Source organism: Streptomyces sp. NBC_01384, from assembly GCF_045040035.1.
In the GTDB taxonomy this organism is placed as follows: domain Bacteria; phylum Actinomycetota; class Actinomycetes; order Streptomycetales; family Streptomycetaceae; genus Streptomyces.
This window is the reverse complement of the sequence record NZ_CP109559.1, coordinates 7,266,198-7,291,110: the sequence shown is the minus strand read 5'-3', so window position 1 is coordinate 7,291,110 and position 24,913 is coordinate 7,266,198. Positions and strand designations below refer to the sequence as shown.

Genomic DNA, 24,913 nt, shown 5'->3' with positions numbered 1-24,913 from the left:
GACCCTGGTCAACTGCGCTTTCTCATTCTGCTGGGACCAGTGGTTCGCGCCACCCGGACTGGTGGATCCCTCCACGCCGGACCCGTGCCCCAACGAGGGGCCAGAGAGGGGGCTCTAACACACCCCACCAGCCCCAACCGCCCTGCTAGCCCCGGGCCTTACGCGCTATCCGTTCATGGCTCACCCCGGCCACCACCCTGAACCGCTGGTGGCGAGCCCGGACGGACAAAGATCCGCCCTCCGAGCTCCAGGCCCTGATCGACGCAGTCACCACAGGACACGGCATTGATCTCTACCGTCGGGTTTTAACGGGTCTTCGAATTTAGTGGGGGTGCGCCTCCCGTCGGCTCCGCCGAGTGGTTGCACAGCGTGAGCGCAGGCGTTGGTTCTCTCGGTTCCTGAAGCCGAAGGCGTTGCGCGCTTCGAGCTTGATGAGGCGGTTGTTGCCTTCGGAGGCGGCGTTGGTGATCCCGGTGGTCAGGTAGGTCTCGATGCCGTCCCACCACTGCTCGACGGTCTCGGCAAGGGTGACGAGTTCGGGCAGGTGGGCGTGGTCGGCGACGTGGGAGAGGAAGCGGTGGCGGGCGGCGGAGATCGCGGAGCGGTCGGGGGCGTGGTGGGTGCGGCTGACGGCCAGGTGGAGGAGGTCGCGCAGCAGTTCCTTGGCCTGCCAGGCCGCGTAGATCTGCCGGCCGTAGGTGCCCATGTGGTCCAACTCGGCCTTGAGTAGAGCGAGTTGGTTCTCGCTGAGGTCCTCTTTGTTGCGGCGCAGGAGTTTGCGGACGGTGTAGATGCCGTCGCCCTTGCGGGCTCGGCGGCCGTGTTGCTTCCAGGTGAGGCGTCGGCGCAGGTCGGCGAGGTGGCGCTGGGCGAGTTGCACGATGTGGAAGCAGTCCACGACCACGGTCGCGTGCGGCAGGGCACGCTGGACGGCGGCGCGGAAGGTGGAGCACAGGTCGATGGCGACGTAGCGGACCTGCTCGCGCCAGGTCGCGGGCTGGGAGGTGAGCCAGTCAGCGACCGACGCCGCGTTGCGGCCCTCGACCTGGCCGAACAGGCCGCGTCCGCCGATCGCGTCGACGAAGCCGATGTGCCAGGCGTCCGCGAGGAGTTCCCACTTCCCGCTGGCCGGGTTCTGCTTCCACGCCGGCTTGCCCCGCCGGGTCTCGTCGATCCCGATCGCCGAGGTCGCGGGCGGGGTCTCGGGCAGGGCTTTCGCAGCGTAGTTCTCGAAGCAGTGCTGCACGATCGGCCAGCTCAGGTGCAGGTCGCGGCCGGCCTGCACGACGGTGCGAGAGCCGTCGCAGACCGCGGCCCCCGCCGCCCGGCGCAGGGTTGTGGTGGTGCGCATCCCGGCGGGGACCGCGCGGATCGCCTCGGTGAACGAGCCGCGTGGGCAGGCGGGTTCGGTGCAGCGCCAGCGCGCTTTGCGCCACCGGATACTCACCGGGCGCCCACCACAGGGCAGGTGCCTGGGTCGGGTGGTGCGGTAATCCTTCAGCCGGGTGGCGAAGACCCCGCACGAGGGGCAGGCCCGGGCGGAGTCCTCGGCCGTGACGACGTACACCGTCGAACCACCCGATCCATCGTCCTTGACCTTGATCACACTCACCCCCTCCAGCCCCAGAAGTCGCGTGGCCGCCTCGTTGGTCCCGGTATCGTCGATGTTCAAGCCCGTGGGGTTTCATGATCGGTTGCGTAGAGAACAACCATGATCACGAAGACCCGCGGGCTCCTTGCGTCCGGGGTACCGCCACCCCAACTACCTCACGCAGAGTGACCGGCGAGCCCGCCCGTCACCGCCGCACCCCCATCAAGTTCGAAGACCCGTTTTAACGAACTACCGGTACCGCCGTCTGGACCGGGTCCTGTCACCCCTCGAACAGCCCCGGCCCGGGACCCAGACCCCCGGGCCGAAACCTCCGCCGATTACGATGCCTGCCGCAGCCCGCGCAGCCGCTCTGCGGAGAGATGCTTGACCCGCCTCGTTCGCCCGAATTGACTCAGTCGCTCCAGAACCTTCAACGAGGACGACCCTTCCGAAGCTCGACGTTGCAGCCAGTCGGACCATTCCGAAACCTCGTCGGATGTTGGAGCGTATTCCCCTCCCGCATCGCCGCTCACGGCGTCCAGAATCCGCAGTTCGCGTACGCGCAGGACGGCCACCGAACGCTTGTTTTCTACTGAGATCCTTTCGGCCCAGAAAATCCTCTCGGCCTCGGGAACCTGTTCCAGCATCTGCAAAATTACGGACATGGCGATCGACGGATCAGGTTCCAGCCCGACGATTTCCAGAAGCGAGCCCCATTCGGTCGGCTCATCCCGGATCCACCGGCTTGATGCCTGTGGATAGTTCTTCCGGAAACGAAGAAGTGCCCTGTGACCTGCGATGATGGGGTTTCTCTAGGACCACATCAGGCACGATCGACAAGGCACTTCCGAGATGCAATCCTCCCATGCCGCGGCGGCGGTCTCTTCCACGTTCGATGATCCGAACCTGGTCGCGTACGGCGGGCTGGAGCCGGTGGTGCGGCTGGCCGAACGGTGCGGTCTGCCCGCGCTGGCCGGGGAGCACATCAGGCTGCCGGTCTCGAAGGACGGCACCGGCGCCTTCCCCGCCGCGAAGCTGATGTCGCTGGTGGGCGGTATGGCCGCGGGCGCCGACAGCATCGAGGACATGGACCGGCTGCGGCACGGCGCGATGGGCCGCCTGTTCTCCGGAGTGCGGGCCCCGTCCACGCTGGGGTCGTTCCTGCGCTCCTTCACCCACGGGCATGTGAAGCAACTGCATGCCGTGGCCCGCCGGTTGTTGCCCGAACTGGCCCGTCACACCCCGTTGCTGCCCGGCGCGGACCAGGTGGCCTACGTGGACATCGACGACACCATCCGACGCACCTACGGTTACGCCAAACAGGGCGCCGGCTACGGATACAGCAAGGTCAAGGGCCTGAACGCACTGCTCGGCATCGTCTCCACACCCCTGGCCGCCCCCGTGATCGCCGCCACCAGGCTGCGTAAAGGGCCCTCGAACTCCGCGCGCGGGGCGGCAGCGTTCGTGGCCGAGACCATCCGCACCGCCCGCGCCTGCGGCGCGAGCGGCCTGCTGGTGATGCGGGCGGACTCCGCGTTCTACGGCGCCGACGTCATCAACACCTGCCGGGCGCTGGGCGCGCGCTTCTCCGTCACCGTGCGGATGAACGCCTCCGTCAAGGCCGCCATCGCCCACATCGACGAGACCGCCTGGACGCCGATCAAGTACCCCAAGGCTGTCTGGGACGAGGAGGGCCAGTGCTGGATCTCCGACGCCGAGATCGCCGAGGTCCCCTACACCGCGTTCACTTCCAAGCCGAAGAAGCAGCAGGTCACCGCCCGTCTGATCGTGCGCCGCGTCAAGCGCCTGAACCCTGACGCCGTCCCCGCCGGGCAGGGCACCCTCTTCGACACCTGGCGCCACCACGCCGCGTTCACCGACTCCCCGCTCGCCTTGAAGGACGCCGAGCGTGATCACCGCCGGCACGCTGTCGTCGAGCAGGTGATCGCCGATGTCAAGAACAGCGCCTTCGCCCACGCACCGTCCGGTCATTTCCAGGCCAATGCCGCATGGCTCGCCCTGGCGGCCCTGGCACACAACCTGACCCGCGCCGCCGGCGCCCTGGCCGGAACATTCCATGCCAGAGCAACCACCGCCACCATCCGTGACCACCTGATCAACGTGCCCGCCCGCCTGGCCCGATCCGCCCGCCGCCTCACCCTGCACCTGCCCGAACGCTGGCCCTGGAGCGAGGACTTCACCCAGCTCTTCAACACGGTGCATGCACCGCCAGTCCTCTGACTCCCTGACCGACCCGCCCGAAAGGGCCCGAGACCTGTGGAAAAAGTGGAAGAGCTGGGCAGACCAGCGGCCACCCCATGCCCGAATCCGCAACTCAGCCCCGACACGGCCTGCGCGACCCCGAAACGATCAACCGGGAATCAAGCCGGTGGATCCGGGCTCATCCATGGCCCGTTGGTAGACTTCCCAACGTGCGTGCCCACTGGACAGGTCGACGGTCTCGCTGCCGGCGCGACGAGCAACTTCCAGGACGACGGCCCCAAGATCCGAGAAACTAGCATTCATTTCTCCCAGCCAATCCATAAGCAGCCATGCTCTTCCTGATGGCCTTGCGAATGTCCCCCAGGTTGTTGTCAATGACGCGCTACTGATCCTTGGTCAGCTGAATATCGGGGTCGAGCGGATTACCGTTCTGCCCGATCTGTATACCGTCTCCCTTGATTCCCGGTCCGATCAAGTGCCCGTATGCAGGGCCGTGATCGTTGGAGTAGATCTGAAACCGGTACTTTCCATCCCGGAAGACCGTGCCGGAGAACGAGCCAGGATCGTCGCTCCCACCCGAATTATAAACGAGCACCGGCATGTCTCCGGCCAGCACATAGTACGTGTGCTACGCGGACCCGCTCTACCTGCTTCTTTGCAGGTCAGTGCCTGTTTCGGGTTCCGCTGGCGTCCGTGGTTGTGCGGGGAAATCCGTGGGTGTTGCCGTCGCTACTGAACTTGAACTCGTGATGTCGGCCTGGGTACGCGGGTGGCTGTGACGGTCAATGTGGCTTCAGCTACTGCGGTTCGGGCTCCACATGTAGACCATTGGCGCGGTTTCGGTGACCTCGCTCGGCCATGTCTGCCGGAACTCGGCGAGTCGGCGGCGATGTTCCTCGATCCAGTCCGGTGCCGGGCGTATCCACAGCATCGTGGTGAGTCGAGCAGGATCGTCAACGGCTACCGTCACCGAGTGGTCCTCATGCAGGTGGAAGCCCAGGCTCAGGCCACGGTCTCCTCCTATCGAGGCCTTGCCACCAAGTTCCAGGTGGTCGAGTTGGAGCTCCCAGGCTGCCAGATCGTGCTGGAACAGGTAGAGGTCAAGCCGGGCGTCGACAAAACTGGCGGATGCCAAGACGTCCGCGCACAGGATGTCGTGGCCGGTGAGGATGCCCGGCTGGAAGCGGCGGGTCACCCGAACGATGCAGCGGTTGCCCTCTGTATCTGACAGGTGAATCAGGTCGACCGGCTCCGGCTCTGACACTGCACCACGCCCCCTCGAAGGTTCAGATCGCCTGAATCATGCCCTACGACTCATCGCAGAGCGCTGGGGACCCGGGCCCGAGCCCGCTGCGTCACCAGTCCAAGACCAGTCCGGTGCCCGCGAGGCAGCCGTCGATCGCCTCCGGCCGGTACTGCAGCATCTTGAGCTTGCGCTTCACGGCGCGGGTGACCTGGCCGAGGTTGGCGGCGGCAAGATTGCCGATGTCGCGTTTGACCAGGGACCAGATGCCCTTCTGCGGGTTGAGGTCCGGGGCGTAGGTCGGTAGCTGGAACACGGTGAGCCAGGCGCCGTTGGCCTCGAAGAACTCCCGCAGGGGCGCGACCAGGTGCATACGGAGGTTGTCCCACACGAGCACGATCGGTCCGCCGAGCTGTGGATGGGCGCGGATGATCAGGTCTCGGTAGTCCTTCCAGCCGAAGCCCTTCGGCTCGTCCTTGCGGCCCTGGTACTCGCGGATCGCGTAGATCAGACGGGACCGCTCACCGGACTTGTAGCAGGTCATGCCTGCTATCGAGACGCGGCCCCGCACGCGCACGACCGGGGTGCTGCCCCGGCGTCCCCAGGTCCTGGCACGCGGCGGCGTCATCGACTGGCCGGCCTCGTCCTCGAAGACCACCCAGGCTCCGTTCACCGCCGCGGCGCTTTTACCTGCGGCCACACCTCCCGCTTCCACAGTTCCACGGCTTCGTCCTCGCGTTCGATCGCACGTCGGGCCGGCTGCTGCCACGACCACCCGGATCGACGAAGCAACCTCCAGGCGCCCTCCACCGTGTAGGAGATGCGGAACAGCCGACCGATCATCGTCTCCACCCGGGCCAGGATCCACCGCTGATCGGTCCACCCGTGTGTCAGCGGGCCACGCTCCAACTCCCGCTCCAGCCTGGCCATCTGTGCGTCAGACAGTCGAGGTCGACCAGGTGACCCCTTCGAGGCCACCCCTGCGTAGCCGTTCTCGCGCCACTGTCGCCGCCAACGTTCCACCGACCGCTCCGAGACCCGCAACGCGGCGGCGATCTCCCGGTTCTTCTCGCCAGCCTCGAAACGACTCACGGCCTGGCGCCGGACCCCCTCCCGTGCGACCCTCTCGGCATCCGTCAAGCCACCACCCTGCGGATATCTCACCGCACCAGGACTACCGAAGTCGCCTGCGTATTGTCCGGCGAACAGCCCGACATCACCCGATCAAGTTCAGTAGTACTGCCGTCAAGGGCTCGGGCCGCGCGGTCGCGTTGCCGCTGGCGTGGTGTCACCCCCGGGAACTTCACTGCCATGCGCCAGGCTCGGCACGGACGAGGGCGCGGACGGTCTGCTCGTACAGCTCGTGGCCGCTCTGGGCGCAGTGTCCGGCGATCCAGCGGGTCAGCTCGTCCGGGGTGTGCAGCGTGCCTGACGTGGCACCGCAGCTGCGCTCTTCGCCAGTGACGCAGACCGCCTCAATGGTCGGCAGCGCCAGAGGGTCGGGGACGGTGGTCACGCGGTACTCGCGGAAGCGGTAGCGCCCCCGAGAGGCATCGCGTACTGGTGCGCCGACGTTCGGAGAGTCAGGCATCCTCGGTCCCCTCTCCCTGATCCGGGATGCGCTGTCCGCGCGAGTCCGCAACCCTGAGCGCGTCTGCCAGGGCTTCTGTCAACCGGCAGGCCAGCCAGCGATACTCGGTCGCCGACAGGGTTTTCGCGCCGGGCGCCGTGGCCTCGCGGGCGTAGTCCAACAGTTCCTGGCCCATGCTGAGCTGTACCGTCTCGATGCTGTCGGCGAGCGTGGAGAGGTAGCCCCGGCCGTCGCTGCTCAGGTAGCAGGGTTTCCCTTCCGGGCTGGTCCACGGCAGTAAGCGGGGACCAGTCCCACCCGATGCGGCGTCGTACAAGTCTCTGCGACGCATACGGTCGGCATCGCTCCTGGGCTCGCTCACTGGGCACCCCCGGCCTGGGTCACTGGTTGTGGACACACAGACCGTAGGCCCTGACTAATCGTCACCCCAGGTGGGCGCCATGACAGTTCGCGACTCTTGGTTCTCGAACTGCCACGCTGCGTGGCGGCTACCCGACGACGCCCAGGTAGTCGGCCATTTCGCGCATCTCCGTCGTGAGGGTGCGCTTGCGCTTGCCCAGGATCTCCTGCATGGTCTCGGCCGCCCCGTTCTGGTGCCGCAGCCACTGCGGGGCGGCTTCCCTGGCACGGGTCAACTCGTCCATGGCGGCGGACAAGTCGCCGGTCCGGGTGTAGGCGCGCGCCACATCGAGGGTGAAGCGGTTCCCGTCGTTGGCGCTGGGCCTGCCCAAGCGCTTCCACGCCTTGGGCGACAACTCCTCCTGCTCGCCCGCCTTGCGCACCACCGCGCGGGCGTCACCGATGACCATGGAGTCTTCAAGTGCCTTGACCGCGACGGTGACCGGCCCGAAGACGGACCAGTGCCGGGAGACATTGCGATGCGCCGTCCCGACAGCGGTCGCCGCCACCCGGGCGGCTTGACGGTACGCCTTCGCCTCGTCGGGACGGTTGTTCCTCGCGGCTGCTGCGGCGGCCTCCATCGCCAGGCCGCCCCACACCGCGTAGTGGTCCGGCTCGGCCCCGGTGATCTTCGGCTCCACCGCGTCCATGCTCTGGGCGGCGACCTGTTCCGCCTCGTCCAACCGTCCCTGCCTCACCAGCAGCCAGCACATGCAACCGACACCAGAGCCCGCCGCAAGCATGTCTCCGGCCTGACGGGCATCCATGATGGCGCCGCGCACAGCGGCATACGCAATGTCGTACTGCCGCACCTGAGTGAGGTAGGTGCCGGCCAGACGCAGCGCCTCGGCGCGGGCCAACAGGGCCTGCCGGTACTCGTCCCCGCTGTCGTAGTAGGCGACGGCTTGTGCAGCATCACGCAGCAGGCCCGGCAGTTGAGCCGCGACGCTCTTGTAGCTGTCGGAGAAGTACAGCACCCGTGCGTCTTGCAGCGTCCGCCGGAAGGTGCGCAGGTTCGGTTCCTCGTCCACGGCTTCGGCGTCTTGGTCCACGAGCCCGACGGCTGGGGTGAGGACGGCGCGGAGCTGGATCAGGTTGACGCGGTTCGGCTCCTCGGTCTGCCCGACGGGCTCCGGGGCATCGGACGCCATCAAGGCGGCGGTGGTCACCCCCAGCGCTCGGGCGAGCGTGTGCAAGGTCTCCATGCGGAGAGTGCCGCCCTGCTCGGCCTTGCGTACCGTGCCCGGCGATACGCCTGCGGCGTGGGCCAGTTCCTCCTGACTCATCCCCGCGCGACGCCGGTACTTGCGGACGTTGTCGGCCAACTCCGTAATCATCAACTCACCACCTCCCACTCCACGGTACGCCCGGCCGGCGCATCAGCCGGGGGCGATCCAGCAGACACCCACCCACAGGGGTACCCCACCACGTGGCGAGCCGGAACTCCGGCAGGATCGGGGCCTGAGCGGGAGGGGTCCCTCGTCGGTCGGGCAGCTTCGCCGTGCCAGGGTTCCCCGGGGGCCGCCAAGGCTCACCCCGTGACGCTTGCGCTCGGCCTTGGCGGCCCCCGGGGGTTCCTGGTACGCCTCCGGTGACCGGGCGGCGAGGGACCCCTCCCGCGACCGCGAACCCTTAGCCACAACGAAGCCGCACCCGCACACGGGCCCCCTGCCCCTCGGAGGGAGGGCCGGGGTCTGGGGCAGAGCCCCAGGGGGCTTGCTGTGCTGGCTGTTGCGCGCCCGGACCGGCGGGGCCGCCGGCAAGCGGGGCGGAGACAGGAGCGGGCGGCGGCCCCGCAGGGCCGGAGCGCGCGCGGGCCGCGCCAGCGGGCCGCCATGATCAAGTAAAGAAACTCTGAACAGCTCAGCCACGGGCCGAGTTGTTCGGTCCCGGGTGATGCTTGACACTTCGGTCCCAGCTGATGGTTGACAGTGGCCGCGATCGGCTTTTCTGTGGGCGTCGTTGCGGCGTGTGCGGGGAGGCCGGGATTGGTGCTGGTGGAGTTGTCGGCTGTCGAGCAGAGATACCGGGCTGTGCTTGCGGTGCTGGCGGGTGCGACGGTGACGGAGGTCGCGGCTCGGCTGGGTGTGTCCAGGCAGACGGTGAGCGGGTGGAAGTCGCGGTATGCCGTGTCGGGTCTGGCGGACCGTTCCCGTGCGCGACGCAATCGACTTTCTCAGCAACGCCCTCCGCGGCCCCGCCAAGCCCGCCACCCGGCCCGACGACGCCGACGAACCGCCACTTCGTGCAGCATCCGTCCGCTGATGCGATGAAAGGAGCGGGGCCTCCCGCTCCTGCCGGGTGCGCGGGATGCTCGGCTCAGGCTGAAGTCCGAACTCGGGGAGGCCCTCAATGACGTCACCGTACGAAGGTGTGCAGTGGGTGGGAATGGACCTGCACCGATGCCGCTCCGTGCTCGTGCGCATGGCAGCGGACGGGCAGCGGCTGGGCAGGATGGTCCGCTTCACCAACAATCCGGCCCGGCTCAAGCGGGAGATCGCCAAGGCCGGGCCCGGGGCGAAGGTCGTGCCGGAGGCCACGCTCGGCTGGTACTGGGCCGCCGACGCACTCGCCGAGGCCGGCGCCGAGGTCCACCTGGCCCACCCCCTGGGGGTCAAGGCGTTCACCTACCGACGGGTGAAGAACGACGAGAGGGACGCCGCCGACCTGACCGACCTGCTGCGGCTCGGGCGCCTGCCGAAAGCCTGGCTGGCCCCACCCGAGACCCGCGAGCTGCGGGAAATGGTGCGCGGCCGGCACAAACTGGTCAACCTGCGCACCAGCTGCCGCAACCAGGCCCACGGCGTGGTGGCCAAGCACGGCATCGCGGTGCCGATGAGCGACCTGTTCGGCGTACAGGGGGCCGCGTTCCTGGACGAGCTGCCGCTGCCGGCCGGCTACACAGCGCGCCTGCACGCGCTGCGGGAGGTGATGAGCGCGTTCGACCGGCAACTGGCCCGGCTGGACCGGGAGATCGCCGCCCGGCTCGCCGCCGACCCGGGATACCGCGCGATCCAGACAATCGGCGGCATCGGCCCGGTCCTGGCCGCGGTCTTCGTCGCCGAGATCGGCGACGTGACGCGATTCCCGTCGCCCAAGCACCTGTGCTCGTGGGCCGGGCTCACCCCGCGCCACCGCGAGTCGGATCTGAAGGTGGTGCGCGGGCATCTCACCAAACAGGGCTCCAAGCTGGTGCGCTGGGCCGCCGTGGAAGCCGTCCAGCACGCCCCCGACGGCACCCCGATACGCGCCCACCGGGAGCGGATCGAGACACGTCGCGGCGCCGAGGCACGCAACATCGCCAAGACCGCCGCGGCCCGCAAACTGCTCACCCTGGTCTACTACGGGCTGCGCGACGACGAGATCCGCTGCCTGGCCCGCACGGACGAGACGTGAACAGCACCGAACCCACGTCCGACGCGCGATCGCCGCAACGTCTGGCCCCCGCAGCACGGCGAGGCCGCTCCGCTGATTGATCCCGTCGGCCGTGTGCCGAACCACACCATGCCGCACCGCAGCAGCCACGCGGGCGCGGCGAAGGGATGACCGGCAGCCCAGGCGCCGCCACCTCAGCATCACACCTGGTGCCCCGCACACGCCTACACCTCCCGCCCCCCCGGCGGGACCACAGCACCACCCTGGGAACGGGCACGGACCGTCCCCCTGCCCAAGCACGCCCTCAGCCCACGACGCAACAGGAAGAACCCGGACAAGCACCACACTTGACCGACCCCGCCCTTTCAGGGATGACGTTGCCGTCACCGTTGCCGTCAAATGCCCAGGAGCCCCCGCCGAGTAACGACTCGGCAGGGGCTCCCAATGTGCGTCCAAGCGAGCTCAGAAATCCCCGGCAACTCCCTCTACAACGCACCGGGGACGTCGGCGCCTACGACAGGTTGTGCCAAGCGTGGCTACAAGTTCCTCGGCACTCCGTTTCCCTTCGTCGCGTGTCAGCCACGGAGAACGTCGAGACCAGTACACGAAAGGCCTTCACGTTCTCAGAGTCCGGAAGATTGATGATTTTGGCCATCCTGTCGGGAAGCGGCTCTCGAACGATCATCACGGCTGGATTGGCTGTGGGCTTCACTCCTGATCTCGAAACCCCTTCACGGCCGTCCTCAACGGTCGCGTGAGCTTGCATTGAATAATTTACTACCTCGCGCAGCACGGCCTTCTGCTGGGCGGACTCAAGAGCGGAGAACCACCTAACCCCCTCGTCTAGCTGGATTAGCCCCTGAGCGATTTCATTGATAATCCGCTCCGATTCTTCCATCCGCCTCACTGCCCCCCCGGTAGGAATATGACGTGCGGCTTACTCGTGTCCAGTTCCGTATAGTACCGCGCGTTAGGGTTGTAGCTCTGATAGAAGTCACGGCCACGGCCGCTACCCTCTCCGGCCCCGGTTCCCCGGGGCAGAGAGTTCTGGACGCTATGACGGGATCGGGACGGGCCAGTCAGGATGTAGTCCCAGTCCGAGGTCGGATTGAGGTTCCCGTTCCCCGCTCGACTCCCTACGACAATAATCGGCTGCCCCTGCTTATCTGCAGCATTCTGGATGTGCTTCGCGTCGGATGGGCTTATGCCTGCCTCGGACCACGTCCTAAGACCGCAATTTGCATTGTGTACGAGAACAGGAGTCTCACCCGCCAGCAAGTAGCCCTTCCGGGGAATGCATCACGCCGGACGCGGCTTCGCAGTCCTGTTCTTCGCCGGTGACGCAGGCAGCTCAGGGGCCCCGTCGAATGCCTTCCGGCGGGGCCCCTTTCGGCTGCGGCACGCCTACTTACTCGTCACTATCGCGACGCCCATCCCGAATTTTCGCCCAATAGATCATGCGACCCGCTGACCCGAGTGACTTCGGATCCGGTTCGCCCATCTTGATCGCGTACTCGATCAACGGATGATCACCGGAAAATAGGGCATCCAGCTCGAACGTGGCTTCTTCCGCATCGTCTTCAAGTTCACTCGAATGGCGATGAGCCCAGAAGACCAATTCTACGCGCTCCTCCTCGACGCGCACACCCACGGCAATCACATCGTCGGAGATCAAACCGAGGAGCGCCTGTACGGCAAAAAGCGTGATCTCATTCTCGCGCTGATGTCCATGAGAGTCAATCATGGCGCACTCGCCTGGGGATTCATCGGCACAACGCTCGGACTCTTAGTTCCCTTGATCATGAATATGTTGGTGGGAACCCCAAATCGGTTCATTCCTGGATTATTGTCGTAGCCTACGACAGAGGGGACTCGAATTTGAATATTACCCGTCTTGGTTATCCCCATGATCTCCGCCGTTCCTGCCTGGTAGGCATCGAGCACCGCCTGCGCATCGGCATGTGAATTGAAATAGCCACCGCCCCTATATCCATTCCCTCCGAGGATATGCCGATCCTGTTTCTGCCTACTGATTGTCGAATTGACCTTCGGCAATTCGACAATATTGCCGGAGGAGTCGGCAATGAATCGCGGGCACGAGTTGTGAACGAGGACCGGCGTCGTCCCCGCGAGCACATAGTACGTGTGCTAAGCGACCCCTCTCTACCTGCGTTTTCGCAGGTCAAGCGGTATTCGGCGGTCCGCTGAGGTACGGGTTCGGCCGGGGTTGTTCGTGGTTGTTGCCGTCACTACTGCCGTCAAGGGTCTAGACCACTCGCCAGGCCCAATGGCCTCCGCGGTTCGGCGGGCGGCCGCCGGGGCGGCCCTCAGCAGGCGTGCGGCCAGCCGGTGCGTCGGTCAGTCTCGCAGCGCAGGGGCCGGGACGGGAAAGGTCGGCCTGCGACGGGCGGCCGGGAGCTTCGCTCCCCGCCGGAGGCAGCGCCGGCCACCGCCCTCGGTGAGCCCGGCGGCGGACGTGAAGGTCGGCCCCCTGGTCGGCCCTGTGCCTGCGATCCGGCCGTAGGACGGTCGTAGGTGACAACTTGCTGTGTGAAGCGCGAGGGCTCCACGCCCACAACTTAGCTCCGGCGGCACCAGGTTGGGCCCGGCTCGCACCTGGGTCCGGCCGTCTGCCAGCACCTCGCGCGGGCCTCGGCTGCTCGCCCGACGGTGGGTCAGTCGGCGATGTTCGGCCGGTTCAGACGGGCGGGTGCCGCCTTGAACCTCGTAGAGAAAATCTGAACGCACGCCCTCCGCCCCCATCCGGCAAGGGGGTCAGCGGTCACTGGTCTCCAGGGACTCGACACGGGCGCGGAGTTCGGCGAGCTGCTCGACGGCCTCGGCCAGCGCCTGCTCCAACGCCTCAACGCGGGCCGTGGTCCCGCCCGCAGGAGCGCTCGCCTCCCCCGGGCCTTCGTCCTTGGTGTGGTCGTAGTGAGCGACGAAGGCGCCCTTGCCGGGACGGGAGACCGCCCACCCCTCCTGCTTGAGCAGGGTCATGGCCTTCTGCACGGTCAGGCTGGAGGCCCCGAACTCCCGCATCAGCACGGCCTGCGTCGGCAGCGCGTCACCCGGCCGCAGCCCGCCGGAGCGAATCTGCTCCCGCAGGGTCTCGGCGATGACCTCGAACGTCAGCTGCACCCCGCCGCCCGTCGGCCTGCGCCCGCGCCGCGTCGCCTTTACGCCCGCCACCCCGCCGCCTTCCGTGCCGTCTACCAGCTATTTCCGGCCCGTCCAAACCGGGAAACCGGCCCCACACTACCCGCGTCCCGCCGCCCACAGAAAGGAATGAGGAGGGATGCACTTGAATGCGCCTGTGGGCCGATGTTAACGTCACGCACCCGCTGGTGATCAACACCGCGCCCCGCCGACCACCTTACTGGTCCGGCCCCCGCGCCCAACTCCGAGGCGCCCCGTTCGTCTGTGAGCCGATCACTTCGGCCTGCCCACGTCACCCCGCGCCGTACCGCTTCCGCGCTCCCGCCGAAAGGCCGCTTTCCGCATGCCCGCACAGCTTCAACTCTCGTATCCCGCGACCGTTCCAACCGTCTCGCGTCCGTCGTCGGCGTTCACGACGCCGACCTACCCGGCGGACGTCACCGCCTCTGCGGCGACAGGGCGGGCGCTGGAGCGTCGCGCCCGGCTCACCGCCAAGCTGGCGAAGCTCGCCGCCACCGGCCAACTCGCACCCCTCGCACGACAGATAACCGGACTCGGCGGCTGCGCGCACCCGATCCGCCTGACCGGGCACCGTACGCGCCTGGACGCCGTTACCGGTGCGATCCTCGACCACTTCGACTCCGGCCGACTCCCGGCGGGCGAACTGCTGGTCCGCTGCGGCAACCGCCGTGCCACCCGCTGCCCCGCCTGCTCCACTGTCTACCGCTACGACACCTACCAACTCATCGCCGCCGGACTGCGCGGCGGCAAGACCGTCCCCACCAGCGTCGCAGCCCACCCCCGCGTCTTCGCCACCCTCACCGCACCCGGCTTCGGCCCCGTCCACAACCAACCCGACACCGGCCGCTGCCACTGCGGCACGGTCCACCCCGACGACGACCCCCTCCTCGGCACGCCGCTCGATCCCGACCGCTACGACTACGCGGGCGCGGTCCTGTGGAATGCGCACGCCCCGGCCCTGTGGGCCCGCTTCACCACCCACCTGCGGCGGGACATCGCCAAGGCGGCTGGGGTGACGCAGCGGGCCCTGCGCCACCACGCCACGCTTTCCTATGCCAAGGTCGCCGAGTACCAGAAACGGGGCCAGGTCCACTTCCACGCCGTCATCCGCCTCGACGGACCCACCGGCCCCGGCAGCACCCCGCCCGCCTGGGCCACCACCCAGCTCCTCGACCACGCCGTCCGCGCCGCCGCCGCACGCACCCGCGTCCACCACGAGGGCGAGCCGCCGAAGCAACCGCAGCCTGCCGGGGTCGTCCCCGCGTCCCCGCCCCAAGACTCACATCGGGCAGGGCGGTTGGTGTTCCGGTTCGGGCGACAGATCGACGTCCGCGCGATCCGCGGCACCGACTTCACCGGCGACGGCCCCGTCACCGACCGGCACGTCGCCGCCTACATCGCCAAGTACGCCACCAAGGGCGCCGAGACCACCACCGGCACCCTCGACCACCGCCTCCGCCTCCTCGCCGAACTCGCCACCCACGACATCACCAACCACGCCCGCCACATGATCCACACCGCCTGGCATCTCGCCACCAACCGTCTGCACGCCCACCTCCGCCTACGCCAATGGGCCCACATGCTCGGCTTCCGAGGCCACTTCTCCACCCGCACCCGCCACTACTCCACCACCCTCGCCCACCTCCGAGCCGAACGCACCGCCTGGCAAACCGGTCAACCCGACACCCAGACCCCAGCCCCAGCGTCGGCGGAGCCGCAGGCCGGCCAGACGGACGGCAATCCGGTCGATGACCGCGCCGGACACCCCACTGACCTGGCCCCCGGTCACCGCAACATCGCCGGTCAGCGCGTGGACTCGGACACGACCCTGGTCATCTCCCACTGGCAGTACGCCGGAACAGGCCTCCTGCCCGAACTCGAACACCTCGCCAACCTCTTGGCCGCAACACGGCAGACCCGACCCGAGCAACCGACCCGAACCCGACGCTCGGAACGCTCCGGTGACCACGCCGGTCACCCGGTCGGTCACTCCACTAATCGGCTCACCAGTGCTGTCCGGGCGGGGGCCGTCGCGTGACCGCCAGCACGGAACTCCTCACCGTCCCCCAGGTCATGGAACGCCTCCAACTCGGCCGCACCGCCGTCTACGACCTCATCCGCACCCAGCAACTCGCCTCCATCACCCTCGGCCGCGCCCGCCGCATCCCCGCCCCCGCGCTCGCCAACCTCATCCGCACCCGCCTCGACCAGGAAGCCGCCGCCAGCGGACCACACCCCGCGACACCCCCGCCTCCCGCCGCACCCGAGCCAACGGTGACGGAACCGTCTACCAGCGCAAGGACCGCCGCTGGGAAGCCGCCGGATACGTCCTCGCCCCCGGCAACACCCGCAAACGCCTCCGCGTCTACGGCGGCTCGCGCACGGAGGCGCTAGCCAAACTCACCGAGAAGATCGCCGCCAGCAACCGCGGACTCCCCGTCCCCTCCGCGCAAGGCAGCCTGGCCGCGTACCTGACGTACTGGCTGGAGAACGTCGCCGTCCACCAGCTCCGCGAGAACACCCACACCCGATACACCGCCGTCGCCCGGCTCTACCTCGTCCCCGGACTGGGCAAGAAGAAGCTCGCCAAGCTAACCGCCAAGGACGTCCGCACCTGGCTCAACCAGCTCCGCACCACCTGCCAGTGCTGCACCCGTGGCCTCGCCACTGCCCGTGACCAGCCCTTCTGCTGCGCTGCCGGGAAGTGCTGCTCCAGGCGGCTCTCGCCCCTGACCCTGGCCTACGTCCACTCCGTGCTCAAGTCCGCCCTGGAGCACGCCGTGCGCGAGGAGGAGATCCCGCGCAACGTCGCCCGGAACGTCCGCACCGGCACGCCCCGGCCCCGCCGCTTCGAACCCCTCGCACCGCCGCGGAAGCGCGCGAGTTCCTGGCCGCCGCCAGCGGTCACCGGTTGCAGCCGCTGTTCGAACTCGCTCTGCACACCGGGCTCCGCAAGGGCGAACTCCTCGACCTGCGCTGGGAAGACCTCGACCTGGCCGGCGGAACCGCCAGCATCCGACGCACCCTCCAGCGCACCAACTCCGGCGGCCTGACCGCCCTCCCGACCAAGACCCAGAGTTCCGAACGCCGCATCGCCCTGTCGATGCCGTGCCTGCGCTCCCTGGAACAGCACCGCAGCCGACAGCTCCAGGAACGCGAAGCGGCAGGCGAAAGCTGGCAGGACAGCGGCTACGTGTTCACCCGACCCAACGGTGCCCCGATCGAAGGGGCCACCCTCACCCGGCACTTCACCACCTTGCTCCACCGAGCCAGACTCCGCCGCATCCGGTTCCACGACCTTCGTCACTCGGCGGCGACACTCCTCCTGGAGCAGGGGGTGGAACTCGTCGTGATCAAGGAACTCCTCGGCCACGCCCACATCGGCGTCACCGCCACCGTCTACGCCCACGTCCGGCTCCGCCTCCAGCGCGACGCCATCGACCTTCTTGGTAACACCCTCCGTAACCCCGCCGAGATCACCGGCGAGCCCGACGACGGCGACGAACCACCCCTCTGCGCCGCGCCCGTCCGCTGACGTTGCCGTCAACTACTGCCGTCAAGACGGCGAAATCCCCCGCGGAAATCCGTTCCGACGGGGGATTTTGCTTCTCCAGCTCAACTCAAGAGGCTTGGCGCGCAAGGGTCCGAAAAGCCGCTGATCAGAATCATCAGGAAGAGGCCTAACAATTCCTCTCTCGACTCATATTCCGCGCCAGCCATCGGTCTATCACTCGATCGCGTCGAGAGCTGTCCGATTATCGCCTACATCGAGCGCGCGAAAATTTCCACTTCCTCCAGAAGGGACGCTACCCTCTCGGTTTTCGGAGCAATCGTAACCCCTCCGCGCCCCAACATTACGAGAGATGCGAGTAGCACGCCTCGCATTAGATCATGCTGAACTGGGTGTCGTGTCGAGCCGTAGCAGTCGAGCAAGCCCTCGACGAACTGTCGAAATACCTGAACGTCTACGGCGCACGTATCATCATCCGACGGCGTCAAGCCAGTCGGGCGCTGGACCAGCTCTGCCGCACTCTCCGCGAAGGACAGGTACCACTTTCCAATGCGGAGAGATGGATCCCATACGGTCTCGCCGGCAACCTCGAAATAATAGCTCATTGAGCAAACTCCAGCCTGATATCCACGCCAGGATTCGCCTGCCTCAGATTGTCGATGTGTGATTCAAGCGCAGATCGGAAGCGAGGATCAATTGAGGGATTAGTCAGCCGGAAACCGATGGGAGCATTTTCATATCCAGACAAGTACTGGCGAGCCTCGATATACTTCTTCAGCTTCCCGTCAATCTGCTTCGAAATCCATCCTTCATCACCATATAGTGCACTCTTCTCTTCCCAGAGCACACCCCCGCCGACGTGATCAATATCAGTGATCCTATTTCCGGTCTCTGGATGATAAACATCATAATCCCGCTCACCCTCAAGCGGCCCACAGACCGGCCCGGTGTTATGCACAAGTACCGGCGTGGTACCGGCGAGTACATAGTACGTGTGGAGTTGCTGGACGGTGAGGTTGTACATGTCCGCGGCGCCGGGGCGGGCGATGACCGCGTCGATGCGGACGTGGTGGTCAGTGGCGGTGTTGAGGAGGTGACCGGGCTTGAGTTTGCCGGCGGGGATCCAGGTGTGGAGGGTGTCATCCCAGAAGGGGTGCCGTGAGGTGGTGTGGAGCGTTTCTTCGTGACCGTCTGCGCTGCGGATCGTCACATCGACGAGGTCGTCGTCGTGGTGAACCAGGCGAGCAGTGACCTTGCGGGGGCCACGGTGCTTGCCGGTGGCCGGGTCGGCGCTCTCCACGCGGTCACCCGGTTTGATTTTGCCGATGGGTTTTGTCTTCCAGCCCGCCATCAAGACCGGTGTCTGCGGATCGAAGCTGCAGAAGGGAACGCCCTCCTCAACGGCCTCCTCCGCCAAGCCTCCTTCGGCGAACATTCCCGCAGCCAGATCACCGAGGGACTGGCACAGGCTCACAGCCTCGCAAGGGTTGCTCGGGACATCCTTGATGTCGGCCCAGCGGTGGTAGAACTGCTGGAATCCCTCGCAGGAACTGGTCCAGAGAAGATCTTCACCGGTGCACCGTTCCCGGTAGTACAGTTCAACATTTCTCGCTGGGGAAAGGTCCGAACGGTACGTCCCGTATCCCACCATCATCTTGATGGTGGGCACCGGATTGGCCCGGTTGAGGAAGCTCTTCATGAGCTTCATCGGCGGCAGTGAGCCTTCGTCTCCGGGTGCGTCGTAGCCGGTTCCGTCGTAGTCCGGCGACTGAGGGTCGTTGTGCGACTTGTAGGTCCCGTAGGTGCCGTTGCTGCCGGAGCAGGAGTGCGGGTAGCACGATTCGAGGCCGCTGGGGTCACTGTTGGTGATGGGGTTGTCGGCGGCGTAGGTGTAGCCGCCCAGTTCCTGCGGGTTGGTGGTTTCCAATATCGGGTCGACGCTGATGAAGCGGCCGAGAGCGGGGTCGTATTTGCGGGCGCCGATGTCGGTGTAGCCGGTGCTCGTGTCTTGGGGTTTGCCTAGGTAGGAGTGGGTGGGGTCGGGCCAGGTGGTGGTGTTGGCGCTGGCTCGTGGCTGGCCGTAGGGGGTGTTCTGCTGGCGGGCGACCTGCTGGGTGGTGGTGTCCATCGAGAGGGTCGCGGTGCCGTGCGGGTCGTTGAAGAGGTACTTCACTCCGCCGTTCGCGAGGCTGGACTGGACGGCCACGGGGGTCCCGGCGCCGCCGTGGGTGTAGGTGCGGACGGCGCCGAGGAGGACGTTGGGGGTGACGCTGGTATTGACGACGATCTGGGTGTCGCCGGCGAAGAGGGTGGTCTGGCCGGGGTCGCGGCGGATGAGCTGGTTACCGTCGGCGTCGTACAGGTACTTGGTGGTCGTGGGGCTGGAGCCGTTGGTGTCCACCTGGGCCAGGTGGCCTTCGTCGTCCCAGGTCAGGGTCTGGCCGGGGCCGGTGGTGGGTGTGCGGGTGTGCAGGTTGCCGTTTTCGTCGTAGCTGAAGGTCGTGGGGTTGGTGCCGCCGGTGGTGGCGGTGAGGGTGTGGGGCTGGGCGCCGGTGGAGTTGCAGTTGGCGGTGCACCCGTTGGCGTAGGTGGTGGTGAGGGTGGTGCCGGAGCTGCCGATGGCGTGGTCGATGCTCTGGTGGCGGTTGCCTATGGCGTCGTAGTTGAAGGACTGCCAGTAGGAGCCGGGCGTTGTGGTGAGGGTGCCGGCTGTGGGCGGGTTGGCGGAGCAGTTGTCTTTGGCGGTCCAGGCGTCGGTGAGCCGGTCGAGGGCGTCGTAGTTGTAGCACTGCTGGTCGGTGACGGTGTTGCCGGTTTCCGACTGCTGGTCGGTGATGGAGGTCGGATTGCCGGAGGCGTCGTAGGCGTACTTGGTGTCATCGACTGTCGGGCCGGGTGCCTGGGTCCGGCTGATGACGCGGTCGGTCAGCCGGAGGGTCTGGTCGTCGTAGTTGTAGGTGGTCGTGGCCGGGTTGGTCGAGGCTCCCTGGGTGACCTGGGACGGCGCACCGAAGTCCGTGTAGACGGTCGCGCCGACATAAATGTTGGCGCTGCTGCTGGTTTCCGTCGGGTTGCCCAGCGCGTCGTGGTCGTAGGTGATGCCCTCGCTTGTCAGCCCCTGGGTACGCGGGTCGGACTGCGTCGCCAGCAGCTGGTCCCTGATGGTGTAGGTATAGGTCGTCGTGTAGGTCGATGGCAGCGGCGTCTCGGACGCCGGCAGGGTGATCTTCGTGCCGGTCGGCTTACCAAGGGCGGTATAGCCGGTGGCGGCGACCGTGTAGCCGCCAGTGGTGCCCTGGACGTAGCGGGTGGAGGAGGTCGGCAGGCCGATGCGCAGGGTGTCGTAGGTCCAGGAGGCGAACTGGAAGTTGGACTTCGATTTGTCGGTGGCGGTGAGTTTGCGGCCCAGGAGGTCGTAGGTGTAGTCGAGTTCGACCTGCTTGGTGTCGGTGGTGGAGACAAGGTTGCCGGCGTCGTCGTACCCGGAGCTGCTCCCACCCGCGTCCGGGTCGGTCTGGGACTTCTGGCGGCCCAGCAGGTCGTAGTCGAACGTCCATACCGTCTTGTCGGGGCCCGTGACCTGGTGCTGCTGGCCCGCGGCCGTGTAGCCGTAGGTGGTGGGCGAGGCGGTGCCGCCGGTGGCGGTGAACCCGTTGGCCGCAGTACCGGACACGGTGGGCAGGGCGGTGTACTGGTCGAGTTCGGTGCTCTGGCCGCGTGCGTTGACGACCTTGGAGGAGGCCACCCCGCCCTTGGGCGGCAGGACGGTGGTCCTGTCTCCGGTGTAGGCGGTGGTCGTGGTCCAGGTCTTGGCTCCGTCGTGTTCCTCGGTGACCAGGTCGGTCCGGCCCTGCCCGTCGTAGTCGGTGACGGTGGTGTCGGGGATGGTTACCTGGGAGACGGGTATCGGGCTGCTGCGGGGGCTGCCCGAGACGCTGTAGGCGTTGTTGGTGACAACGGTCCAGCCGTGGGAGTCGTACTGGGTGTCCGAGACCGCGGTGCTTGAGTTCTCCGCCGTCGCCTGTACCTGCAGCGGCCGCAGCATCGCGTCGTACAGCGTTTCGCTGGTCTGATAACTGCCGTTGTCGAGAAGTGTGTTGGCCGCGACGATCGACGGTGCCGACTGGGACATGCTGTAGGTGTAGGTCGTGTTCGCCGGTGCGCCGTTGGCCTTGATCTCATTGGGGAGCCATACCCCGGTCATGCGGCCGAGCGCGTCGTACGTGAGTGAGGTGAGCCGGCCGGCCGCGTCCGTCTTGGCGGTGGGCAGGGCCCGGGCCGGGTCCAGGGTGTTGCCGACGAGCTGGCAGTCCTTGGATGAGGCGGTGACCGTGGAGCAGTCGACGCCGGGCGTGACCTGGGTGGTGGTCGTGCTGCTGGTGGGCAGCGCGCCGCTGGCAGGGGTGTAGGAGGTCAAGGCGGTCTGGGCGAGGCTCTTGCCGTCCGGTGAGGTGGAGTTGGGGGTCCGGGTGACCTTTGTCGCGCGGCCGTAGGAGTCGTACCTGGTGGCGGCCTGATCGACGAAGGCGGTCGCGGTGGCGCCGTTGGCGGCGGATGCCTTCTGGACGAGGGTGACGTCACCGGTCTTGGGCAGGGCGGGATTCTTCTGCCCGTCACCGTCGTAGGCGAAGCCGTTGGTGTCGTAGGAGGTGCGGGTGTCGGAGATCAGGGTGCCGCTGGGGGTGGCACTGGTACTGGAGCAGTCCTGGGCGGTGGTGATGGTCTCGGCCGGCAGCACCACGGTGTCCGCACTACCGGTGAGATAGCGGGTGTAGGTGCACTTGGCGACGTTGTCGCTGTCGGCGGTCTCACCGCGGTCGTCGGCCTGCACGGGCAGGCCCGTCGTCGACGTACCCAGCGTCGTGTTGTAGAAGGTGTCGGTCTCGGTCTTGCGCCAGCCGTAGGACACGGCTTGTCGGGTCAGCGACTTGGCGGTCCGGACCATCTGTGCCGTCAGGTCCGGCACACCGCTGCGGTTGCGGCTGGCCGTGGGGCCGATGATCGTGGGCACGGTGACAACTGCCTTGTCCAGGCTGCCCGTTGCACTGGTGTAGGTGTCGGTCTCGAAGACCTGTCCGGCCAGGGTGTTGTCGTCGGCGACCGAGGTGGCACCGTCCTGGCTGGTCAGCGCCGGCACCGAGCGGGTCTTCCCGCCGGGCAGGGTGTCGCCGTTCATGCCAAGGAAGTAGTAGGTCTTGCTCAGGGTCTTCTGGTCGTAGACGTTGGCGCCGGCTGTTTTGTGGAACACAGTGGGGTCACCGGTGGTGACGTCTACCTCGGGGTAGCCCCGGAACTGTCCCCAGGTGCGGTTCTTGGCCTTGACGAGCTCGTTGTCGTCGTAGTGCCAGCCGGGGTTGCCCTTGTAGGCGTAGTCCGTCTCCAGCTTGGGCGGGGTGCCGTCCTGATAGGAGTTGTGCTTATCTTCGGTGACGACCGCGGTGACCTTGTACTTGTAGAACCAGTCCATCCACGGCGCCGGCTGCCCGTCGGGCGTCCAGTACACGGGGAAGCAGGACAGCGTGTTGGTCGACGCGAAGGTCTTGGCGGCCGCATCCGTGGGGTCGTTGGGGTCACTGGCCGGGGCGCTGGAGCAGTTGGGCCGGTCGTAGGTGACGGTGGTCTGGGCGCCGGTCTCGTTGGTGACCGTCTGGATGCGGTCGTGGTACATCAGCGGCATCTGCGGGATGGTTCCAACCCGGTTGGGCAGCTGCAGCGGCGGGTCGAAGTTCACTGCCGGTGTGGAGGTGCTGCCCGATGCGCCGCCCAGGGTGTCCAGGCCGGTGTGCTGGATGGAGTCCAGCCACAGTGTGGGGGCGTGGTCGCCGCCGTCGGGGAAGGACTGGGTGAAGCTGTACTTGTCGACCTGCTGGGTCACCCCGCCCGTCTGGATCTGGGTGGTGATAGACGTCAGGCGCTTGCGCGACCAGAAGCTCGGGCCGTGGTTGGTGCAGTTCGACGAGCCCGAGGTGCAGTTCAGGTCGATCGGCACATCAGGCCAGTATGCGGCGTTCGCGGCCGTGAACTGGCTGTCCGCGCAGGTGTTGCCGGAGGGCGTGCCGGCGATGCAGCGTTCGGCGGAGGCGTCGAACACGATCTGCTCCGGCGCCGTGCCGGAGTAGATGCTCGAGGAGGTCATGCCGTAGTCGATGCGGGACAGGGTGCCGCCGCGGGTGTAGGACACCGCGGTGTCCTTCAGGTCCGCGCCGTAGTAGCCGGTCTCCGGCGTGTAGTACCAGGCGGTGGCGTTGCCGTGCAGGTCCACGGCGTAGTCCAGGTTGAAGCGGTAGCCCAGCGTGCAGGAGGTGGAGGCGAAGTCGGTGCTGTCCGGGCAGTCGGACACGCCGCTGTGCGCGTGGTACACCGGCACGGTCCACACGGACTTCGTCTCGTCCTTGCCGCTGGACCAGCCCGGCAGGCGGTTGAGGCCGAAGAAGTACTGCACCCCGCCCTCGGTGACCTTGAAGTACTCCCCGTTCTTGGTGCCGTTCGTGCCGTTGCTCAGGTCCTCGATCTTGGTGGTGGCGCTGTCGTCAGCGGGGCGGAAGGTCTTGGTCGAGTCGTCGTAGACAATGTCGGTGGACTTGCCGTTCAGTGACAGGGTCAGGATCTGCCCCGCCCAGCACTGGTCGCCATCGTTCTTCGGCGCCCCGGACGACGAGTCGTCTCTGCAGGACTTGTAAGTGCGCTCGACGTAATTCTCTGTAGAGGACCAGCCGTCACCCAGCCACGAGGACTGGTTGTTGGTCCCCTCGGTGCGCGCGTCCTGGCTGGCGGAGCTGTAGGAGAGATCAACGTTCGGCACCGCTCCGCCGAGCGCCGGCGGCACCGAGATCGGATAGCTGTAGGTGAACGCGCCGGTGTTCCCTGAAGTCGACCAGGAGCCGCCCGGCGACAAGCTGGTCGCCGAATAGTCACCGGACGAACCCGACGTGCCCGAGGCCACGGCCATGACCACCATGGCGCCGGACGACGCCGTCACCGACCGGGCAGAGCCAGCGGCACCCGACGCCGCCACACTCGGGCCCGGAACGGTGACCTGCGCGGACAGCGGTGTTCCGGGGGCGGTGCGCACCGCGGTCTGAGCCTGACAGCGCGCCAGCTTCGGCGTGGTCAGCGCGCAGGCGGGCAGCTGAACCAGGTGCAGGCGCGAGGCGAAGTCACCCCCGAAGGCGTAGCGGAACGACGAGTCGTCCACCCGCAGCGCGACCTTCCCGCTCCCCGGGCTGGTGCGCTGCAGCGTGAACAGCACACCGTGGACACCGGCCGCGCGCGCGGACTTCTGGGCCAGCATCGTCACCCGTACCCGCTGCGACCCGATGACGGCGGCTGACCGGGGCTGCGAGCCGGCGGCAGCACCGAGCAGGACGGGCATGCTTCCGGCCCGTACCTGAGTCGCCTTGGCGCTCAGGCTCGCGGAGGCAGCCGCGTTGGGCAGGGTCACCACGGTGCTGCCCGGCGCGGGGAGCTTCGTGTGCCCGCTGGGGTCGAAGTGCTTGAACCGCTTGGGGGATGAACTCCGCTTGGGCCAGGGGCGGGCCAAGGGGACCCGTTTGTTGTGCGGAGCGGCGGGAGCCGCCAGGTGCGGCTTCACCGGAGAGGCCGCGGCGGCCACGCCGGCGGGCAGCAGGCCCACCACCAAGGCACCGGCCATCACCACTGCCGTACGACGAACCCTCCGGGCAGCCCAGGCCGCCCGACCGCGTCTCCACCCCGAAATCCGCGCCATGCTGTGCGTCCCCTCCCCGGTCCCAGACCGCCCAAGTCCCCCTCGACTTCGGCGATTTGAGTGCACGTCAAAGC

Annotated in this window: 18 protein-coding genes and 3 pseudogenes; 6 read left to right on the top strand and 15 right to left on the bottom strand. The window is 67.2% G+C overall.

Annotation, left to right across the window (positions count from 1 at the left end):
• Positions 1-322: 322 nt before the first annotated feature.
• Positions 323-1,672: an ISL3 family transposase gene (locus OG747_RS33370; protein ID WP_405883072.1), complete on the bottom strand. Its 1,350-nt coding sequence runs from the start codon at positions 1,670-1,672 to the stop codon at positions 323-325.
• 257 nt (positions 1,673-1,929) lie between these two features.
• Complete coding sequence (locus tag OG747_RS33365; protein WP_405883071.1) at positions 1,930-2,256, bottom strand: hypothetical protein; 327 nt, start codon at positions 2,254-2,256, stop codon at positions 1,930-1,932.
• Positions 2,257-2,443: 187 nt separating this feature from the next.
• Here OG747_RS33365 and OG747_RS33360 point away from each other — a divergent pair, with 187 nt between their 5' ends.
• Positions 2,444-3,832 carry an IS1380 family transposase gene (locus OG747_RS33360; RefSeq protein WP_331743605.1) on the top strand — a complete coding sequence of 463 codons (1,389 nt, stop codon included), beginning with the start codon at positions 2,444-2,446 and terminating at the stop codon, positions 3,830-3,832.
• 364 nt (positions 3,833-4,196) lie between these two features.
• Here OG747_RS33360 and OG747_RS33355 read toward each other — a convergent pair whose 3' ends face one another.
• The 7 genes from OG747_RS33355 to OG747_RS33325 form a co-directional block, all read right to left on the bottom strand.
• Entirely contained in the window at positions 4,197-4,430 is a 234-nt protein-coding gene (locus OG747_RS33355; RefSeq protein ID WP_405883070.1) for a hypothetical protein, read from the bottom strand.
• A 177-nt stretch (positions 4,431-4,607) separates the two neighbouring features.
• On the bottom strand, positions 4,608-5,078 hold the full coding sequence (locus OG747_RS33350; protein WP_405883069.1) for a DUF5959 family protein: 471 nt from the start codon (positions 5,076-5,078) through the stop codon (positions 4,608-4,610).
• 91 nt (positions 5,079-5,169) lie between these two features.
• Positions 5,170-5,685, bottom strand: a complete 516-nt coding sequence (locus tag OG747_RS33345; RefSeq protein ID WP_405885820.1) for a transposase — start codon at positions 5,683-5,685, stop codon at positions 5,170-5,172.
• Positions 5,686-5,726: 41 nt separating this feature from the next.
• Positions 5,727-6,221, bottom strand: a complete 495-nt coding sequence (locus OG747_RS33340) for a winged helix-turn-helix domain-containing protein (protein WP_405883068.1) — start codon at positions 6,219-6,221, stop codon at positions 5,727-5,729.
• Between the two features lie 139 nt (positions 6,222-6,360).
• A complete protein-coding gene (locus OG747_RS33335) occupies positions 6,361-6,648 on the bottom strand; it encodes a hypothetical protein (protein ID WP_405883067.1) in 288 nt (95 codons plus the stop codon).
• Positions 6,641-6,979 carry a hypothetical protein gene (locus tag OG747_RS33330; protein ID WP_405885818.1) on the bottom strand — a complete coding sequence of 113 codons (339 nt, stop codon included), beginning with the start codon at positions 6,977-6,979 and terminating at the stop codon, positions 6,641-6,643. The genes OG747_RS33335 and OG747_RS33330 overlap by 8 nt, the downstream gene beginning before the upstream one ends.
• 157 nt (positions 6,980-7,136) lie before the next feature.
• Entirely contained in the window at positions 7,137-8,384 is a 1,248-nt protein-coding gene (locus OG747_RS33325; RefSeq protein ID WP_405883066.1) for a helix-turn-helix domain-containing protein, read from the bottom strand.
• A gap of 666 nt (positions 8,385-9,050) precedes the next feature.
• Here OG747_RS33325 and OG747_RS33320 point away from each other — a divergent pair.
• Both OG747_RS33320 and OG747_RS33315 read left to right on the top strand, forming a co-directional pair.
• Positions 9,051-9,200, top strand: a pseudogene (locus OG747_RS33320) (helix-turn-helix domain-containing protein); the annotation flags it as partial.
• 199 nt (positions 9,201-9,399) lie between these two features.
• On the top strand, positions 9,400-10,443 hold the full coding sequence (locus tag OG747_RS33315) for an IS110 family transposase (protein WP_405883065.1): 1,044 nt from the start codon (positions 9,400-9,402) through the stop codon (positions 10,441-10,443).
• Between the two features lie 490 nt (positions 10,444-10,933).
• Here OG747_RS33315 and OG747_RS33310 read toward each other — a convergent pair whose 3' ends face one another.
• From OG747_RS33310 to OG747_RS33295, 4 genes are all read right to left on the bottom strand, one after another.
• Complete coding sequence (locus OG747_RS33310; RefSeq protein ID WP_405883064.1) at positions 10,934-11,320, bottom strand: DUF5958 family protein; 387 nt, start codon at positions 11,318-11,320, stop codon at positions 10,934-10,936.
• Between the two features lie 510 nt (positions 11,321-11,830).
• Positions 11,831-12,166, bottom strand: coding sequence for a hypothetical protein (locus OG747_RS33305; protein ID WP_405883063.1), 336 nt, complete (start codon positions 12,164-12,166; stop codon positions 11,831-11,833).
• The gene (locus OG747_RS33300) at positions 12,163-12,477 is read right to left on the bottom strand and encodes a polymorphic toxin type 50 domain-containing protein (RefSeq protein ID WP_405883062.1); all 315 of its coding nucleotides are present in this window, start codon (positions 12,475-12,477) and stop codon (positions 12,163-12,165) included. The genes OG747_RS33305 and OG747_RS33300 overlap by 4 nt, the downstream gene beginning before the upstream one ends.
• 720 nt (positions 12,478-13,197) lie before the next feature.
• Positions 13,198-13,614: a winged helix-turn-helix domain-containing protein gene (locus OG747_RS33295; protein ID WP_405883061.1), complete on the bottom strand. Its 417-nt coding sequence runs from the start codon at positions 13,612-13,614 to the stop codon at positions 13,198-13,200.
• A 310-nt stretch (positions 13,615-13,924) separates the two neighbouring features.
• Here OG747_RS33295 and OG747_RS33290 point away from each other — a divergent pair, with 310 nt between their 5' ends.
• The 3 genes and pseudogenes from OG747_RS33290 to OG747_RS33280 all read left to right on the top strand — a co-directional run.
• The gene (locus tag OG747_RS33290; RefSeq protein ID WP_405883060.1) at positions 13,925-15,640 is read left to right on the top strand and encodes a replication initiator; all 1,716 of its coding nucleotides are present in this window, start codon (positions 13,925-13,927) and stop codon (positions 15,638-15,640) included.
• Positions 15,637-15,825: pseudogene (locus OG747_RS33285) on the top strand (helix-turn-helix domain-containing protein); the annotation flags it as partial. The gene OG747_RS33290 and the pseudogene OG747_RS33285, both read left to right, overlap by 4 nt.
• 5 nt (positions 15,826-15,830) lie before the next feature.
• Positions 15,831-17,137: pseudogene (locus tag OG747_RS33280) on the top strand (tyrosine-type recombinase/integrase); the annotation flags it as partial.
• A gap of 227 nt (positions 17,138-17,364) precedes the next feature.
• Here OG747_RS33280 and OG747_RS33275 read toward each other — a convergent pair.
• Both OG747_RS33275 and OG747_RS33270 read right to left on the bottom strand, forming a co-directional pair.
• A complete protein-coding gene (locus OG747_RS33275; protein WP_405883059.1) occupies positions 17,365-17,718 on the bottom strand; it encodes a DUF6086 family protein in 354 nt (117 codons plus the stop codon).
• A complete protein-coding gene (locus tag OG747_RS33270; protein ID WP_405883058.1) occupies positions 17,715-24,764 on the bottom strand; it encodes a polymorphic toxin-type HINT domain-containing protein in 7,050 nt (2,349 codons plus the stop codon). The genes OG747_RS33275 and OG747_RS33270 overlap by 4 nt, the downstream gene beginning before the upstream one ends.
• Positions 24,765-24,913 lie beyond the last annotated feature (149 nt).